The sequence below is a fragment of the Streptomyces sp. NPDC001927 genome, assembly GCF_053594455.1.
Map to the genome: position 1 here is coordinate 237,857 of NZ_JBSFEN010000007.1, position 16,100 is coordinate 253,956.

Here is a 16,100-nt window from a genome sequence, read left to right on the forward strand (position 1 = left end):
TCAGCTGTTCCGTACGTAGAAGGGCTCGCCCGGAGGCGTGGCCGAGGCCGGCAGGAGTGCCAGGTCGAGGCCGCGTACCAGGCGGGCCCTCAGTGTTTCGTCGGCGGCCAGGCCGCGGGCCACGCGCTGGGCGGCCTCCGCCGGAGCCGCGTCCTCGGCGAGGACGAGGGCGAGCGTGCCGTCGGCGGTCCCGGGGCCGAGGTGGGCGCGCAGGACCGCGGGCTCGGCGGCGACGGCGTTCCGTACCGCGTCCCGTACGGCCGGGTCGTCCAGCGGGTCGAGGCTGGTGCGGCCCTCGGCGAGGGCGAGCAGCGCGGGGCCGGTCAGCTGGTACGGGACGGGGCCCGCGAGGTCGAGGACGAGGGTGTCGGCCTTCTCGTGCGCGGCGGCCTGGAGGGCCTGGTGCAGGGGGACGGCCACCGGCCGGGCCTCGGGGTCCCAGAGCGCGAGCGAGGCGATCGACGTGAACGCGGGCAGCGCGCGGCGGTCTCCGGCGGTGAGCGTGGGGACGGCCATGTCGCTGGTCTTCTCGCGGCGCAGGCCCGTCTCGGGGTCCTCCTCGACCTCGCCGAGGACGGCGACGACGGGGACGAGCAGGCGCGCGTCCTTCAGGGCCGCCAGGACCGGGCCGTGGGCGGTTCTGTCCACCGCCCAGGCCGCGAGGGCCTCGGCGAGCCGCGGGTCGGCGGTTCCGTCGTCGTCGGAGAAACCGGGGTCAGGGATGTTCTTGAGCGCCACGCACCGAGCCTAACCGCCGAGGCGGGGCGGTCAGCGCGGAGGGCGGGGCCCGGTGACGCGGCTGCCGCGCCACAGGACGATCGCGGCGGCGAGCAGGAGGGCTCCGAGGCCGCCGGCGGCCGGGGCGAGCAGGCCGACCGGCTTGCCCTCCTCCTCGGCGGGCGGCTGCGGGCCGGGGCCGAAGAAGCGGCCTCCGTAGCCGGCGGCGGCGTTCTTGGGGTCGGCGGCCTTGAGCCGGAGGCCGGCCTTGATGGCGGCGGCCGGGTCGACGGTGCCGTAGCCCTTCTCGTCGCTGCGGCCGTGCTCGGGCCGGTCGCGGGCGGTGTCGATGAGGAGCTGCTTGACCTGGGCCGGGGTCAGGTCGGGGTGGGCGGAGCGGACGAGGGCGACGGCGCCGGAGACGAAGGCGGCGGCGGCGCTGGTGCCCCAGCCCGAGTAGTAGCGGCGGTCCGGGTCGGCGATGACGATGTCGAGGCCGGGGGCGCTGACGGTGGCGTACCAGCGGCTGGTGGAGAACGCGGCGCGGGTGCCCCACCGGTCGACGGCGGTGACGGCGACGACGCCGGGGTAGGCCGCGGGGTACGAGATGTGGTCGCCCTTCTCGCCCCCGTTGCCGGCCGAGGCGACGACGGAGACGCCCTTGGCGAGGGCGTACTGGACGGCGGCGTCCTCGCCGGCGTCCGGGTGGGCGGACTTGGAGTCGTCGCCGAGGGAGAGGTTGATGACGTCGGCGCCGTGGTCGACGGCCCAGCGGATGCCTTCGGCGAGCGCGGTGCCGCGGGTCTTGCGGGCCTTGTCGCGGGACTTGTCGGCGCCTTCGAGGATGACGCGGACGGGCAGGATGTCGGCCTTGGGCGCGATGCCGAGGACGCCGTCCTGACGGCCGGCTCCGTGGCCGTGTCCGGCGATGATGCCGGCCATGGCGGTGCCGTGGCGGGCCCACGCGCGGTCGCCGGGTGCGGCGCCGAAGCCGACGAGGTCCTTGCCGGGGAGGACGGAGCCGGTGAGGTCGGGGTGGTCGGCGTCGACGCCGGTGTCGAGGACGGCGACGGTGATGCCCTCGCCCTTGGTGGTGCGCCAGGCCTCGGTCGTCCGCAGGGCTTCGAGGCCCCACTGGCGGGCGCGGATGGTGTCCGCGTACGCCGGGGTGGTGGTGGCGGGCAGGACGGCGAACGCGGCGGCGAGGAGGGTGGCGAGCGCGCGGGGGTTGCGGAGGGCACGGGGCGTGCGGAGGGTCCGGTTCACGTGTCGGCGTCCTTCGCTGCCGTGGCGACCGTGGCGCGCAGGGCGCGTTCGATCTGGTCGGCGACGCCCTTCGCCTCGTGGCCGAGGCCCGCCTGGGCGGTGGGGCTGGTCTGTCCGTCGGCCATGGCCCGCGCGACGGATTCGGGGGTGGCGACGGGGCGGCCGTCGGCGAAGCCGGAGACGGCGGTGACGACGACGGGGAGGTCGGCGAGGGCCCGGGTCGACCAGCTGGCGCGCTGCCCGGGGCCGAAGCGGGCGGCCACGGTGCCGGGGCCCGCGAGCGCGGGCGGCACGTCGGCGGCGAGCCGGGCGGCGGAGTCGGTCGCGAGCGTGCGGGTGGCGGTGGGGTCGGCGTGGGTGAAGACGAGGCCGACGGTGATGACGCTGGAGGCGGTCGCGTCGGTGTAGGTGGCGCGCAGGACGCGGTCGCAGCCGACGGGGCGGAGCGTGGTGAGGACGCTCGCGGGCAGCACGGCCGCCGTGCAGGGGGTGTCGGGCGCGACGACGACGCGGGTCCAGGTGCGGTCGGCGGCGCCGGGGCCCTTGCCGGGACCGGCGAGGGTGCGGGGGAAGAGGGTGTCGACGGGGACGCTGTGCCAGAGGGTGCCGGCCTCGGTGTAGCCCTCCGGCTCGGGGGGCGCGCCGGCGTCGGTGGCGGCGAGGACGGCTCCCGCGAGGGCGCCGCCGAGGAGGCCGACACCGAGGACGAGGCAGGCCCCGGCCGCGACGACCCGGCCGACGGCACGGCGGTCGCGGATGGGCCGCAGGCGGGTGGTGGTCTCGACGGGCGTCTCGGGCGGCGCGGTGAACGCCCGGTAGGCGCCGTACGTCCCGTACGTCTGCCCGCTCGGCGGCCCGCTCCGGGGCGGGAGCCCGGTGCCGTGGCCCTGACCTGTGCCGGGTGCGGCCTCGCGTATGGGCCGCAGCCGGGTGGTCGTCTCGACGGCCGGGACGGCGCTGTGGGCGCTGCCGGTACGGGGCGCGATGACACGGTCGGGAGCGGGGGCGGGCGTACGGCCGGGACCGGCCTGCGGCGTCGCCGCCGGACGCGGCGGTACGACTCGGGGGCCGCCTCCCGGAGCGGTGGCGCCCTCGGGCGCGGGCGTACCCGCGCGCGGGGCGGCCGCCGGACGCGGCGAACCGCCCGCCGGGCCGGTCACACGGTCGGGACCGACACGCGGAGCGCCCGCGGCTCCCGGAGCGGTCGAGCCGCCGGGCGCGGGCACACGGCCGGAACCGGGTGCCTGCGGGGCCGCCGCCGGACGCGGAGGTACGACGAGGGGGCCGGCTGCCGATGCGGGGGCGCCCTCGGGCGCGGGCGTGGCCGCGCGTGGGGCGGTCGCCGGGCGCGGCGGCAGGGCCGGCGTCGCCGGGGGTTGGGGTGGCCTCGCGGGGACGGGCGGGCGGGTCGCGGCGGCTTCCGGCGTGGGGGTGGTCTCGTCGCCTCGGCCCGCGGGCTCGGGCGGGGGCAGCAGGGCGTCGGTGACGCGGGCGGAGGCGGGGCGGTGCGCGTCAGTGCTCATGCCCGCCCCCTGGTGGTTCCTCGTCGTGCCTGCCCTCGCAATGCCCGCCACTCTACGGGCTGTTCCCCTCACCACGGGAACCCAGGGGCTACCCACCCGTAAACCCGTCTGGCAAGCTCGGGCCATGACTCCCCGCGCCGCAGACCGGGCCCGGTACGACCGGGCCACCGCCCCTCTCGACGCGCCCGTCGCCATCGTCGACCTGGAGGCCTTCGACGCCAACGCCGACGATCTCGTCCGGCGGGCCGGGGGCAAGCCGATCCGGGTGGCGAGCAAGTCGGTGCGGTGCCGGGCGCTCCTGGAGCGGGTCCTGGCGCGCGAGGGCTTCGCGGGGATCATGTCGTTCACGCTCGACGAGAGCCTGTGGCTGGCCCGGGCCGGGTTCGAGGACGTGCTGGTCGCGTACCCGTCCGCCGACCGCACCTCCTTCGGCGAGCTGGCGAACGACCCGAAGCTCGCCGCCGCCGTGACGGTCATGGTCGACGACCCGGCGCAGCTGGAGCTGATCGACGCCGCCCGCGCGGGCGGCACCGAGGAGATCCGGGTCTGCCTGGAGCTGGACACCTCCCTCCGGCTGCTCGGCGGCAAGGTGCGGATAGGCGCGCTGCGCTCCCCGCTGCGCGAGCCCGCCCAGCTCGCCGAGCTGGCCCGCTCGATCGCCCGCCGCCCCGGGTTCCGGCTGGTCGGGATCATGGCGTACGAAGGGCATGTCGCCGGGGTCGGGGATTCGGTGGCGGGGCGGCCGCTGCGGTCGCGGGCGATCCGGCTGATGCAGGCGGCGGCCCGTCGGGAGCTGGCTGCCCGGCGCGCGGCCGTGGTCCGTGCGGTACGGGCGGTGGCGCCGGACCTGGAGTTCGTCAACGGCGGCGGTACGGGCAGTGTGCAGCAGACGGCGGCCGAGGAGGCGGTGACCGAGATCGCCGCCGGTTCGGGGCTCTACGTGCCGCGCCTCTTCGACAACTACACGTCCTTCACCGGCCGTCCGGCGGCCCTCTTCGCCCAGCCCGTCGTGCGCCGCCCCGGCGTCGGTGTGGTGACCGTGCTCGGCGGCGGCTACCCCGCCTCGGGCGCCGCGGGCCCGGACCGGCTGCCGGTCCCGTACCTGCCGGAGGGGCTGCGGTACGACCCGCAGGAGGGGCCCGGCGAGGTGCAGACCCCGCTGATCGGCTCGGCGGCGGACGATCTCCTCATCGGGGACAAGGTGTGGTTCCGGCACGCGAAGGCCGGGGAGCTGTGCGAGCGGTTCGACAGCCTTCAGCTGATCGAGGGCGACCGGATCACGGCGACGGTGCCGACGTACCGGGGCGAGGGCCGCACGTTCCTGTAGCCCTCGGGCCCCCTCACGTCCCCGGGGTGATCGAGCTGCCCACTCCCCCGTTGGTGTCGCTGCCGATGGGGCGGATGCCGCGCGTGATCTCGTCCATCACGGCGAGCGCCGGTCCGTCCGGGCCCGCGTCGAAGACGAAGCGCACGACGACCGGGGACTCGCTGCCCGTCGGGGACGGGAACGCGAGCGACTGGACGTAGCCGCCGGGGCCCTTGTCGGTGGTGACCTGCCAGCGGACCAGGTAGCCCGTGCGTCCCGCGACGGCGGTGGGGCCCGCGGCGACCACCTTGTAGGCGGTCATCCGGCCGTAGGGGAGGCTGCCGAGGATGTCCTCCTCGTAGGTCTCCTTCGCGGCGGCGGCCACGTCCTCCTTGGCGATCGCCTCGGGGGTCGAGGCGTCGGTGCGGGAGACCGCGTGCGAGGAGACCGTGCCGTGGCGGCACTCCTTGCTGCCGGAGGGGCACGGATAGGTGCCGACGGTCGTCACCGTCGGCGCTGGACCCGAGTAGAACTCCGGCTTCTCCCAGCCCTTGACGATGGGGAGGGAGATCCCGTTGAGCTGGTCGTCGACCCGCGTGGCGTTCTTGTCCTCGTCGTCGTCCTCGACGGGCCCGTCGGTGGTGGGCGGCGCGGTGGGGGTGGGCGTGACCGCCGTCGGACCCGCCGTGGGCGGGTTCTCCTCGTCGTCGCCGCCGATGACGAGCACGCCCGCGACGACCGCCGCGACCACGGCCACCGCGACGGCGCCGATGAGGACGGCCCGGTTCCGCCCGGCGCCCGCGGAGCCGGACGGGGCCGGTGCGACGACCGGGGACGGCACGGTGGACGGCATCACGGGCGGCGCCCCGTACGCGGCCTGCGGCTGCGTCTGCGCCTGCCGGGTGTGTGCGGTCCAGTTCGTACCGTCCCACCAGCGTTCGACGCCGGGAGCGGCGGAGTCCGGGTACCAGCCAGGAGGAGTCGTCATGCTCATCCCATCAGACTAGGACCCGGACCTCGGCGCCTACAGCGGGGTCACGTACGCGCCCGAAATGCCGCCGTCCACGAGGAAGTCGGTGGCGTTGATGAAGGACGAGTCGTCGCTGGCGAGGAAGGCCACGGCGGCGGCGATCTCCTCGGCCTCGGCGAAGCGGCCGACGGGGATGTGCACGAGCCGGCGCGCGGCGCGCTCCGGGTCCTTGGCGAACAGCTCCTGCAGGAGCGGGGTGTTGACCGGCCCCGGGCAGAGCGCGTTGACGCGGATGCCCTCGCGGGCGAACTGCACGCCCAGTTCGCGGGACATGGCGAGCACGCCGCCCTTGGAGGCGGTGTACGAGATCTGGCTGGTGGCCGCGCCCATGATGGCGACGAAGGAGGCGGTGTTGATGATGGAGCCCCGGCCCTGGCGCCGCATGTAGGGCAGGGCGGCCTTGCAGCACAGGTACACCGAGGTGAGGTTGACGTCCTGGACGCGCTTCCAGGCCTCCAGGCCCGTGGTGAGGATGGAGTCGTCGTCCGGGGGCGAGATGCCCGCGTTGTTGAAGGCGATGTCGACGGAGCCGTAGGTGTCGAAGGCGGTCTTGAAGAGCGCCTCGACCTGCTCGGGGTCGGTGACGTCGACCCGCACGAAGGTCCCGCCGACCTCCTCGGCGGCGGCCTTGCCGGCCGTCTCGTCGATGTCGCCGCAGACGACGTTCGCGCCCTCGGAGGCGAGGCGGCGGGCGGTGGCCAGGCCGATGCCGCTGCCGGCGCCGGTGATGACGGCGGTGCGGCCGACGAGGCGCCGGCAGACGTTCTCGCTGCTCGGGGTGGCGTTGGTCAGGGTCTCGTTGCTCACAGTGCGGGGCCCTCCGTGCTGATGAAGACGTTCTTGGTTTCGGTGAAGGCGGTCAGTGCGTCGGGGCCGAGCTCCCGGCCGAGGCCGGACTGTCGGTAGCCGCCGAAGGGGGTCCAGTAGCGGACGCTGGAGTGGGAGTTGACGGAGAGGTTGCCGGCCTTGACGGCGCGCGAGACGCGCAGGGCGCGGCCGACGTCACGGGTCCAGATCGAGCCGGACAGGCCGTACTCGGTGGCGTTGGCGAGCCGTACGGCGTCCGCCTCGTCCTCGAAGGGCAGGACGACGGCGACCGGTCCGAAGACCTCCTCGACGGCGCAGGGCGCGTCCTCGGCGATGCCGGTGAGGACGGTCGGCGGGAACCAGAAGCCGGGGCCCTCGGGGGCCTCGCCGCGGATGCCGGGGAGGGTGTCGGGGACGTACGCCCGTACGCGGTCCAGCTGGGCCTGGGAGATCAGCGGGCCCATCTGGGTCTTCTCGTCGGCCGGGTCGCCGACGACGATCTCCTCGACGGCGGGGGTGAGCAGCTCCAGGAAGCGGTCGTACACGGAGCGCTGGACGAGGATGCGGGTGCGGGCGCAGCAGTCCTGGCCGCTGTTGTCGAGGAACGACATGGGCGCGGCCGCGGCGGCCGCCTCGATGTCGGCGTCGGCGAAGACGATGTTCGGGCTCTTGCCGCCGAGTTCGAGCGTGAGGCGCTTCACCTGGTCGGCGCACTTGGCCATGATGCTCTTGCCGACCCGGGTCGAGCCGGTGAAGACGATCTTGGCGATGCCGGGGTGGGCGACGAGCGCGTCGCCCGCGACGGCGCCCTCGCCGGGCAGGACCTGGAAGAGGTTCTCGGGGAGCCCGGCCTCCAGGGCGAGTTCGGCGAGGCGGAGCGCGGTGAGCGGGGTGGTCTCGGCGGGCTTGAGGATGACCGCGTTGCCGGCGGCGAGCGCCGGGGCGGTGGCCCAGGCGGCGATCGGCATGGGGAAGTTCCAGGGCGCGATCACGCCGACGACGCCGAGGGGTTCGAGGATCGTGACGTCGAGCCCGCCGGCGACCGGGATCTGCCGGCCGTTCAGCCGCTCCACTCCCCCGGCCGCGTAGTCGAGCAGGTCGCGGACGTTGCCCGCCTCCCAGCGGGCGTTGCCGAGGGTGTGGCCGGCCTCGCGTACTTCGAGGAGGGCCAGCTCCTCGGTGTGGGCGTCGACGACGGCGGCGAAGCGGCGCAGCAGCCGGGCCCGGTCGGCGGGGGCGGCGGCGGCCCAGCCGCGCTGGGCCTCGGTGGCCCGGACGACGGCTGCGTCGACGTCCTGCCGGGTGGCGGCGGGGACGGTGGCGACGACCTCCTCGGTCGCCGGGTTCAGTACCTGGAGTTCCTGAAGCAACTCGTTCCTCACATGCGTTCGAAGGAGCGGCGCAGCTCCCAGTCGGTCACCGCGGCGTCGTACGCGTCCAGTTCGACGCGGGCCATGTTGCGGTAGTGCGCGACGACCTCGTCGCCGAAGGCGGCCTTGGCGATGGGGCTGGTCTCCCAGAGCTCGGCGGCCTCGCGCAGGGTGGTGGGGACGTGGGCGTAGTCGCCGGTGTAGGCGTTCCCGTCGCAGGCGGCGGGGAGTTCGAGCTTCTGCTCGATGCCGTACAGGCCGGCGGCGATCAGGCCGGCGACGGCGAGGTACGGATTGACGTCTCCGCCGGGGAGCCGGTTCTCGAAGCGCGTCGAGCGGCCGTGGCCGACGACGCGCAGGGAACAGGTGCGGTTGTCGACGCCCCAGGCGACGGCGGTGGGGGCGAAGGAGCCCGGCTGGAAGCGCTTGTAGGAGTTGATGTTGGGGGCGTAGAGGAGGGAGAAGTCGCGCAGCGCGGCGAGCTGTCCGGCGAGGAAGTGCCGCATGACCTCCGACATGCCTGCCGGCCCGTCGCCGGCCATGACGTTCGTACCGTCGGCGTCCTGGAGGGAGAGGTGGATGTGGCAGGAGTTGCCCTCGCGCTCGTTGTACTTCGCCATGAAGGTGAGCGAGACGCCCTCCTGGGCGGCGATCTCCTTGGCGCCCGTCTTGTAGACGGCGTGCTGGTCGCAGGTGACGAGGGCCTCGTCGTACTTGAAGGCGATCTCGTGCTGGCCGGGGTTGCACTCGCCCTTGGCGGACTCGACGGTCAGTCCGGCGCCGGCCATCTCGTTGCGGATCCGCCGCAGGAGGGGCTCGACGCGGCCGGTGCCGAGGATCGAGTAGTCGACGTTGTACTGGTTGACCGGGGTCAGGCCCCGGTAGTTCGCGTCCCAGGCCTGCTCGTAGGTGTCCTTGAAGACGATGAACTCCAGCTCCGTGCCGACGTGCGCGGTGTAGCCGTGCTCGGCGAGCCGGTCCAGCTGGCGGCGGAGGATCTGGCGCGGCGCGGCGACGACGGGCGAGCCGTCGCTCCAGGCGAGGTCGGCGACGAGCATCGCCGTACCCTCGTTCCAGGGCACGCGGCGCAGGGTGGAGAGGTCGGGGCGCATGGCGAAGTCGCCGTAGCCGCGGTCCCAGGAGGACATCGCGTATCCGTCGACCGTGTTCATCTCGGTGTCGACGGCCAGGAGATAGTTGCAGCCCTCGGTGCCGTGGTCGAGGACCTCGTCGAGGAAGAAGGGTGCGGCGAACCGCTTGCCCTGGAGCCGTCCCTGCATGTCGGGGAAGGCCAGGACGACGGTGTCGATCTCACCGCTCGCGACGAGGGCGCGGAGCTCCTCGACGGAGAGCGGGGCTTTGCGGTCTGCCACGGGATTGTTCCTCCTTGGGTCAGCCGGAAGCCATAAGGTATTGCCGAAGACCATTGCTTGGGAAGGGGAAACGGGAACGTGTCCACTACGAGTGATACGAGCGGATCGCCCGCCCCGCAGGCGGACCGGCTGACGCCCGTGCTGCGGCCGGTCCGGGCGGGCAACGGTTTCGAGGAGGCCCTGGAGCAGATCCTCCAGGTGGTACGGCTCGGACTCGTGCCCGGCGGCGAACGGCTGCCCGCCGAGCGGGAGCTGGCCGACCGGATGGGGATCAGCCGGGTCACGCTGCGCGAGGTCCTGAAGGTCCTCCAGGAGCAGGGCCTGGTCGAGAGCCGGCGCGGGCGGTACGGCGGAACGTTTGTGCTGCCGCGCACCCAGACGGCGGACGAGGACGAGTTGCGGCGCCGGATCGCCGCGGTCGACGTCGAGGACACGCTGCGGTTCCGGGAGGTCCTGGAGGTCGGTGCGGCGGGCCTGTGCGCGGCGCACGGGCTCGACGACGAGGGCGCGGACCGGCTCCGCACGGCCCTGGCCGCCACGCACGACGCCCCGCTGGCCGACTACCGGCGCCAGGACACCCTGCTCCACCTCACGCTGGCCGAGCTCTCCGGCTCCCCGACGCTCACCGCGCAGTACGCGGCGGTACGGGCGACGGTGAACGACCTCCTGGACTGCATCCCGCTGCTGGTACGGAACCTGGAGCACTCCCAGCACCAGCACACGGCCCTGGTGGAGGCGGTCCTCGACGGTGACGCGGACGGGGCCCGCGAGGTCATGCGGGAGCACTGCGGGGGCACGGCGGCGCTGCTGCGGGGCTTCCTGACGTGAGCGGCGCGGCGCCCGCGTAACCCGAAAGTAACGCACGGGGGTTGCATTCGAGCCGACCCGGCGCAAAGGTATGGCACCAATCCATTGGGCCCGACGCGGGAGCTGACGCTGCCATGACGCTCGAAGACACCACCGGGGACAAGACAGCACCACCGAACGGGACGGCGCCGGACGACTATCTCCAACGCCGGGCCCTGCGCCGGGGCAGCGCCGGCTGGCTGCTGCTCACCGGCCTCGGCGTCGCCTATGTCGTCTCCGGCGACTTCTCCGGCTGGAACATAGGCCTCTCCAAGGGCGGCTTCGGCGGCCTCGCCATCGCGACCGTCCTGATGGGCGCGATGTACGCCTGTCTCGTCTTCGCGCTCGCCGAGCTCTCCGCCATCCTGCCCACCGCCGGCGGCGGTTACGGCTTCGCGCGCCGGGCGCTCGGCACCTGGGGCGGCTTCCTCACCGGCACCGCGATCCTCATCGAGTACATCCTCGCCCCCGCGGCGATCTCCATCTTCATCGGCGACTACGTCGAATCGCTCGGCCTCTTCGGCCTGGAGTCCGGCTGGCCGGTCTACCTCGCCTGCTTCGCGATCTTCATAGGGATCCACCTCTGGGGCGTGGGCGAGGCGCTCCGCTTCAGCCTGGTCGTGACGGCGATCGCGGTCGCGGCCCTCGTCATCTTCGCGCTCGGCGCGCTGAGCGACTTCCACGTCGACGGGCTCAACGACATCCCGGTCGACGGGGAGGCGCTCGGCTCCAACTCCTGGCTGCCGTACGGCCTGTTGGGCATCTGGGCGGCGTTCCCCTTCGGCATGTGGTTCTTCCTCGGCGTCGAGGGCGTGCCGCTCGCGGCGGAGGAGGCCAAGGACCCGGTCCGCTCGATGCCGAGGGCGCTCGCTCTGTCGATGGGCATCCTGGTGCTGCTCGCCGTGATCACCTTCGTCGCGGCGACGGGGGCGCGCGGCTCGGCCGCGATCCAGGAGGCGGGCAACCCGCTGGTCGTGGCGCTGCAGGGCGACGGGGACCCGACGACGCTCAGCCGCTTCGTGAACTACGCGGGGCTCGCGGGCCTCGTGGCCTCGTTCTTCTCGCTCATCTACGCCGGTTCGCGCCAGCTCTTCGCCCTCTCCCGGGCCGGCTACCTGCCCCGGTTCCTCTCCCTCACGAGCCGCCGGAAGTCCCCGTACCTGGGGCTCCTCATCCCCGGCGGGATCGGTTTCGCGCTGGCGGCGGGGACCGGGGACGGCGCGCGGATGCTGAACATCGCGGTGTTCGGCGCGACCATCTCGTACGCCCTGATGGCGCTCTCGCACATCGTGCTGCGCCGCCGCGAGCCGGAGCTGCCGCGCCCGTACCGCACGCCGGGCGGTGTCGTGACCTCTTCGGTGGCGTTCGTCCTCGCCCTGTCGGCCCTGGTGGCGACGTTCCTGGTGGACAAGGACGCGGCGTTCATCGCGCTGGGGGTCTACGTGATCGCACTCGCCTACTTCGCGTTCTACAGTCGAAAGCACCTGGTCGCCAAGGCGCCGGAGGAGGAGTTCGCGGCGCTCGCGGCGGCCGAGGCAGAACTCGACCGCGACTGACCCACCCCTTTTCCGATCTGGAGGAATCCGTGCCCAAGCCGCTCATCGGCGTGACGACCTACTTGGACCAGGCCCGTTGGGGCGTGTGGGACATGCCGGCGGCGCTGCTGCCCGCGCAGTACCCGCGACTGGTGCAGGCGAGCGGCGGCCTCGCGACGATGCTCCCGCCGGACGAGCCGTCCGCCGCCGCGTCGGTGGTGGCGCGGCTCGACGGGCTGGTGATCGCGGGCGGTGCGGATGTCGAGCCGGTACGGTACGGGGCCGAGCCCGACCCCCGTACCGGCCCGCCGGCCCGGGCCAGGGACACCTGGGAGCTGGCCCTGATCGAGGCGGCGCTCGCCTCCGGGACGCCGGTGCTCGGCATCTGCCGGGGCATGCAGCTCTTGAACGTGGCCCTCAGCGGCACGCTGGTCCAGCACCTGGACGGCCATGTGGAGTCGGTCGGCGTGATCGGCCGCCACGCGGTCAAGCCGGTCCCGGGCACGCGGTACGCCTCCCTGGTCCCGGAGCTGACCTCGGTCCCGACCTACCACCACCAGGCGGTGGACCGCCTGGGCAGGGACCTGTCCCCCTCGGCGTACGCGGAGGACGGCACGATCGAAGCGATCGAACTCCCGGACCCGACGTGGGCCCTGGGCGTCCAGTGGCACCCGGAGATGGGCGAGGACTTGAGGGTGATGCGGGGCTTGGTCACCGCGGCGACCGAACAGGGGCATTAGGGGCGCGGGGAACTGCGCGAACAACCACAACGGACACGCACCCGCCCCCCGGCCAAAGCCGTCACCCCGACGGCGTCGCCCTCGTCAAGGACAGCAAGTCCCGAGCCGGGCCTGTGGGGCGGTGCCCGGTCGGCCACACCGCACGCAACTCCCGCCGCAACAGCACCCCCGCGACCGGGATCTCCACCAACCGCCGCGACGCCAGCTCCTCCGCGATCGCCAGCTCGCTCAGGACCGCCGGCCCCGCCCCGCTCACCGCCGCCGCCTTCACCGCTGTCGTGGAGGCGAGTTCGAGCAGCGGTTGCGCGAGCCCCCCGTGCGCGGAGAGCGCCGAGTCGAGGACCTGGCGTGTGCCCGAGCCGCGCTCGCGCAGGATCAGCGGGGTCGCGGCCAGCTCCCCCGGGTCCACCGGCTTGCGCCGCCGCGCCCACGCGTGCGACGGCGCGGTGACCACGACCAGCCGGTCGCGGGCGACGACCGCCCCGTCCAGGCCGTCCGGCACGGCGAGCCCCTCCACGAACCCCAGGTCCGCCTCGTCGCCCAACAGCCGCTCCGCGACCGCCGCCGAGTTCCCCGCCATCAGCGACACCGCCGTGTCAGGCCGCTCCGCGCGCAGCGCGATCAGCCACCCCGGCAGCAGGTACTCGGCGATCGTCATCGACGCCGCCACCCGCAGCCGCGAGTCCCGCCGCCCCCGCAGCGCCTGCGCCCCCACGTCGAAGGCCTCGGCCGCCTCGACGATCCGCCGCGCCCAGTCCGTCACGAGCGCCCCCGCGTCCGTGAGCCGCGAGCCGCGCGGCGAACGGTCCACCAGGGCCACCCCGAGCTGCCGCTCCATCGACCGGATCCGGCTGCTCGCGGCGGGCTGCGTGATCCCGACCTCCCGGGCGGCCCGCCCCAGGCTCCCGTGCCGGGCGACGGCGAGCAGCAGTTCGAGCGCGCCGAGGTCGGGGACCCGGTGGGACAGGGGCGAGGTCTCGGCAGGCTCGTTGCTCATAAAGTCAGCTTATGACGTCATAGCGCCAAGATCCCTGGTCGGGCCCGTTCCACCGCGCGAGGGTGGAGCCATGGCAACCCTCGCACCTTCCCGTCCGGCCCCCCTCGCCACCACCCCCGGCGTGCGGGCGGCCGCGGTCCGTCACCTCGGTCCCAACTGGTACGCCTCGGTGATGGGCACCGCCATCGTCGCCAACGCGGGAGCCACCCTCCCCGTCGACGCCCCTGGTGTCCGCACCGCCTGCGCGGCCGTCTGGGCGCTCTCCCTCGCGATGCTGCTCACCCTGGTCACGGCCCGCGCGCTGCACTGGATCCACCACCGCGACCGCGCCCGCGAGCACCTCCTCGACCCGGCCGTGGCCCCGTTCTACGGCTGTCTGTCGATGGCCCTGCTCGCCGTCGGCGCGGGCGCCCTGGTCGTCGGCCAGGACTGGATCGGCCCGACCGCGGCCGTCGCCCTCGACACCGTCCTGTTCTCGGCCGGTACGGTCATCGGCCTGGCCGCCGCCGTGACGATCCCGTACCTGATGGTGGTGCACCACAAGATCGAGGGTGCCTCGCCCGTCTGGCTGCTGCCCGTCGTCGCGCCGATGGTCTCCGCCGCCGTCGGCCCGCTGCTCCTGCCCCATCTGCCCGCCGGGCAGCCCCAGGAGACCCTGCTGATCGCCTGCTACGCCATGTTCGGCATCAGCCTGCTCGCCACCCTCGTGATGCTGCCCCTGGTCTTCGGGCGGCTTGTCACCGGCGGGCCCCTGCCCCTCGCGCTCACCCCCACGCTCTTCCTGGTCCTCGGCCCGCTGGGCCAGTCGACGACCGCCGCGAACAAGTTCGCCGACGCCGCCCCCGGCCTGCTGCCCGAGCCGTACGCGCACGGCTTCGGTGCCTTCGCCGTCCTCTACGGCGTGCCCGTCATGGGCTTCGCCCTGCTGTGGCTGGCGCTGGCCGGCGCGATGGTGCTGCGTGCCCGGCGGCAGGGCATGGGGTTCGCGATGACCTGGTGGGCCTTCACCTTCCCCGTCGGCACCTGCGTGACCGGCGCGGAGGGGCTCGCCCACCACACCGGCCTCGCCGCCTTCCGCTGGCTCGCGATCGCGCTGTACGTGTTCCTCGTCGCCGCCTGGCTGGTGGCCGGGACCCACACCCTGCGCGGGCTTCTCAGCGGTGCGCTGCTCGCAGGGCCCGGGCGAGGACCCGTGGCGCCTCTGCGAGCGACGGCCCGTACCACGTGAGGTGACGCCCGCTGACGAGCGCGGCGGCGGTCCCGGGGAACGCCTCGGGGCCGTCCTCGCGCGTGAAGCGGTACGGCTCGTCCGGCAGGACCACCAGGTCGGCTCCGGACGCCCGCAGTTCGTCGAGGGGGACGCGCGGGTAGCGCTCGGCGTGGTCGGCGTACAGGTGCCGGACGCCGAGGCGCGCCAGGAGGTCGCCCGCGAAGGTGTCGCTGCCGAGGACCATCCAGGGGCGGCGCCAGATCGGCACGACGGCGGTGAGCGGCGGGCCCGGCGCCTCGGCGGCGCCCCATGCCTCCTCCGCCTCGTCGAGCCAGCGCGGCCGGTCCCGTACGCCGCAGGCCCGCAGCGTCCGGTCCAGCTCCTGGAACGCCTGGTCGAGCGTGCGCACCTCGGTGACCAGGACCTCGATCCCGGCGGCGCGCAGGGCGGCCAGGTCGGGGGCGCGATTCTCCTCCTCGTTGGCGATCACGAGGTCGGGGCGGAGCGCGGCGACGGCGGTGACGTCGGGGTTCTTGGTGCCCCCGATCCGTACGACGTCGAGCTCGGCGGGGTGGTCGCACCAGTCGGTGGCGCCGACGAGCAGGCCGGGCGCGGTGACGGCGACCGCTTCGGTGAGGGAGGGCACGAGGGAGACGACACGGGCCGGCCTCACGCTCATGTCTCGTCGGCCTCGATGTGCTCGGCGACGGCCACGACGAGAAGGCGGGTGCCGGGCTCGGTGGCGCGCCACCGGTGCCGTACACCGCCGGAGAGGTAGAGCGTGTCGCCGCGTTCGAGCCGGTACGCGCGGCCCTCGGCCTCGACCTCGGCGGCGCCGTCGGCGACGAACAGCAACTCGTCGTTGCGGTGCTGGAATTCGCGGCCCGCGTCCCGCTCGCCGGTGAATTCGAGCGCGTGCAGCTGGTGGCGGCCGCGGACCAGGGACCGTACGCCCTCGGGCATCGCGTGCGGCTGCTCCTCGGCCCGTACGACGTCGACGGTGCGGGCGGCCTCGGCGGCGGCGAGGAGTTCACCGGCGGAGGTCTCCAGGGCGCCGGCGACGAGTTCGAGGGAGCGCTTGCTGGGGCGGGCCCGCTCGTTCTCGATCTGGCTGAGGAAGGGCACGGACAGGCCGCTGCGGGACGCCACGACGGCCAGGGTGAGCTTGAGGGCCCTGCGGCGCTTCTTGACGGCCGCGCCCACGCGCAGTGATTCCTTGTCGTCCATGTCGGCTCCCTCCCTCGTGCTCGGTGCCTGCGTACTGGTCGGTTACCTGAACCTTACGCAGCTTTGGCGCGGGGTTTCGCGTCGTGGCGAAAAGGGGTGGCCGCCGAACACGCTCGGCGACCACCCCTTTTCGGACAGGAGTCAGAACTCCCG

Annotated in this window: 15 protein-coding genes; 5 read left to right on the forward strand and 10 right to left on the reverse strand. The window is 74.1% G+C overall.

All coding sequences use genetic code 11. From position 1 onward, the window contains the following. The 3 genes from ACWCO8_RS20925 to ACWCO8_RS20935 are packed head-to-tail and all read right to left on the reverse strand — an operon-like array spanning position 1 to position 3,506. Positions 1–738, reverse strand: coding sequence for an SseB family protein (locus ACWCO8_RS20925; RefSeq protein WP_362004558.1), 738 nt, complete (start codon positions 736–738; stop codon positions 1–3). Positions 739–768: 30 nt separating this feature from the next. Next, positions 769–1,983 carry a type VII secretion-associated serine protease mycosin gene (gene mycP, locus ACWCO8_RS20930; protein WP_451033474.1) on the reverse strand — a complete coding sequence of 405 codons (1,215 nt, stop codon included), beginning with the start codon at positions 1,981–1,983 and terminating at the stop codon, positions 769–771. Then, positions 1,980–3,506: a hypothetical protein gene (locus ACWCO8_RS20935; RefSeq protein ID WP_451033475.1), complete on the reverse strand. Its 1,527-nt coding sequence runs from the start codon at positions 3,504–3,506 to the stop codon at positions 1,980–1,982. The genes mycP and ACWCO8_RS20935 overlap by 4 nt, the downstream gene beginning before the upstream one ends. A gap of 124 nt (positions 3,507–3,630) precedes the next feature. Here ACWCO8_RS20935 and ACWCO8_RS20940 point away from each other — a divergent pair, with 124 nt between their 5' ends. Further along, complete coding sequence (locus ACWCO8_RS20940; protein ID WP_451033476.1) at positions 3,631–4,833, forward strand: amino acid deaminase/aldolase; 1,203 nt, start codon at positions 3,631–3,633, stop codon at positions 4,831–4,833. A gap of 13 nt (positions 4,834–4,846) precedes the next feature. Here ACWCO8_RS20940 and ACWCO8_RS20945 read toward each other — a convergent pair whose 3' ends face one another. From ACWCO8_RS20945 to ACWCO8_RS20960, 4 genes are read right to left on the reverse strand one after another with little or no spacing between them, the layout of a single operon-like run. Then, a complete protein-coding gene (locus tag ACWCO8_RS20945) occupies positions 4,847–5,806 on the reverse strand; it encodes a DUF2510 domain-containing protein (protein ID WP_451033477.1) in 960 nt (319 codons plus the stop codon). A 30-nt stretch (positions 5,807–5,836) separates the two neighbouring features. Then, entirely contained in the window at positions 5,837–6,649 is an 813-nt protein-coding gene (locus tag ACWCO8_RS20950; protein ID WP_451033478.1) for a 3-oxoacyl-ACP reductase, read from the reverse strand. Beyond that, a complete protein-coding gene (locus ACWCO8_RS20955) occupies positions 6,646–8,019 on the reverse strand; it encodes an aldehyde dehydrogenase family protein (protein ID WP_451033479.1) in 1,374 nt (457 codons plus the stop codon). Before ACWCO8_RS20955 ends, ACWCO8_RS20950 begins: the two co-directional genes overlap by 4 nt. Before the next feature lie 8 nt (positions 8,020–8,027). Next, entirely contained in the window at positions 8,028–9,392 is a 1,365-nt protein-coding gene (locus ACWCO8_RS20960) for a glutamine synthetase family protein (RefSeq protein WP_451033480.1), read from the reverse strand. A 78-nt stretch (positions 9,393–9,470) separates the two neighbouring features. On the opposite strand from ACWCO8_RS20960, the gene ACWCO8_RS20965 reads away from it, so the two are divergent. The 3 genes from ACWCO8_RS20965 to ACWCO8_RS20975 all read left to right on the forward strand — a co-directional run bounded on the left by ACWCO8_RS20965 (position 9,471) and on the right by ACWCO8_RS20975 (position 12,513). Further along, the gene (locus ACWCO8_RS20965) at positions 9,471–10,220 is read left to right on the forward strand and encodes a FadR/GntR family transcriptional regulator (protein ID WP_451033481.1); all 750 of its coding nucleotides are present in this window, start codon (positions 9,471–9,473) and stop codon (positions 10,218–10,220) included. A 113-nt stretch (positions 10,221–10,333) separates the two neighbouring features. Beyond that, positions 10,334–11,794, forward strand: a complete 1,461-nt coding sequence (gene eat / locus ACWCO8_RS20970; RefSeq protein ID WP_451033482.1) for an ethanolamine permease — start codon at positions 10,334–10,336, stop codon at positions 11,792–11,794. 29 nt (positions 11,795–11,823) lie between these two features. Next, positions 11,824–12,513 carry a gamma-glutamyl-gamma-aminobutyrate hydrolase family protein gene (locus ACWCO8_RS20975; RefSeq protein ID WP_451033483.1) on the forward strand — a complete coding sequence of 230 codons (690 nt, stop codon included), beginning with the start codon at positions 11,824–11,826 and terminating at the stop codon, positions 12,511–12,513. Positions 12,514–12,574: 61 nt separating this feature from the next. On the opposite strand, the gene ACWCO8_RS20980 is transcribed toward ACWCO8_RS20975, so the two are convergent. Continuing rightward, positions 12,575–13,510, reverse strand: a complete 936-nt coding sequence (locus ACWCO8_RS20980) for a LysR family transcriptional regulator (protein ID WP_451033484.1) — start codon at positions 13,508–13,510, stop codon at positions 12,575–12,577. Between the two features lie 70 nt (positions 13,511–13,580). Between ACWCO8_RS20980 and ACWCO8_RS20985 the strand changes: the two genes are divergently transcribed. Beyond that, positions 13,581–14,738, forward strand: a complete 1,158-nt coding sequence (locus tag ACWCO8_RS20985; protein ID WP_451033485.1) for a TDT family transporter — start codon at positions 13,581–13,583, stop codon at positions 14,736–14,738. On the opposite strand, the gene ACWCO8_RS20990 is transcribed toward ACWCO8_RS20985, so the two are convergent. Together ACWCO8_RS20990 and ACWCO8_RS20995 are read right to left on the reverse strand one after the other, a co-directional pair. Continuing rightward, positions 14,665–15,399 carry a helical backbone metal receptor gene (locus ACWCO8_RS20990; RefSeq protein ID WP_451033486.1) on the reverse strand — a complete coding sequence of 245 codons (735 nt, stop codon included), beginning with the start codon at positions 15,397–15,399 and terminating at the stop codon, positions 14,665–14,667. The two genes, ACWCO8_RS20985 and ACWCO8_RS20990, sit on opposite strands and share 74 nt — an antisense overlap. Beyond that, positions 15,396–15,947 carry a helix-turn-helix domain-containing protein gene (locus ACWCO8_RS20995; protein ID WP_362004523.1) on the reverse strand — a complete coding sequence of 184 codons (552 nt, stop codon included), beginning with the start codon at positions 15,945–15,947 and terminating at the stop codon, positions 15,396–15,398. The genes ACWCO8_RS20990 and ACWCO8_RS20995 overlap by 4 nt, the downstream gene beginning before the upstream one ends. Positions 15,948–16,100: the final 153 nt, after the last annotated feature.

What these genes read in the sequence shown, in the direction of transcription:
- ACWCO8_RS20980 (WP_451033484.1), bottom strand. Translation starts at nt 13,510, where the DNA reads ATGAGCAACGAGCCTGCCGAGACCTCGCCCCTGTCCCACCGGGTCCCC.
- ACWCO8_RS20995 (WP_362004523.1), bottom strand. Translation starts at nt 15,947, where the DNA reads ATGGACGACAAGGAATCACTGCGCGTGGGCGCGGCCGTCAAGAAGCGC.
- ACWCO8_RS20985 (WP_451033485.1), top strand. Translation starts at nt 13,581, where the DNA reads ATGGCAACCCTCGCACCTTCCCGTCCGGCCCCCCTCGCCACCACCCCC.
- eat (WP_451033482.1), top strand. Translation starts at nt 10,334, where the DNA reads ATGACGCTCGAAGACACCACCGGGGACAAGACAGCACCACCGAACGGG.
- ACWCO8_RS20945 (WP_451033477.1), bottom strand. Translation starts at nt 5,806, where the DNA reads ATGAGCATGACGACTCCTCCTGGCTGGTACCCGGACTCCGCCGCTCCC.
- ACWCO8_RS20990 (WP_451033486.1), bottom strand. Translation starts at nt 15,399, where the DNA reads ATGAGCGTGAGGCCGGCCCGTGTCGTCTCCCTCGTGCCCTCCCTCACC.
- ACWCO8_RS20935 (WP_451033475.1), bottom strand. Translation starts at nt 3,506, where the DNA reads ATGAGCACTGACGCGCACCGCCCCGCCTCCGCCCGCGTCACCGACGCC.
- ACWCO8_RS20940 (WP_451033476.1), top strand. Translation starts at nt 3,631, where the DNA reads ATGACTCCCCGCGCCGCAGACCGGGCCCGGTACGACCGGGCCACCGCC.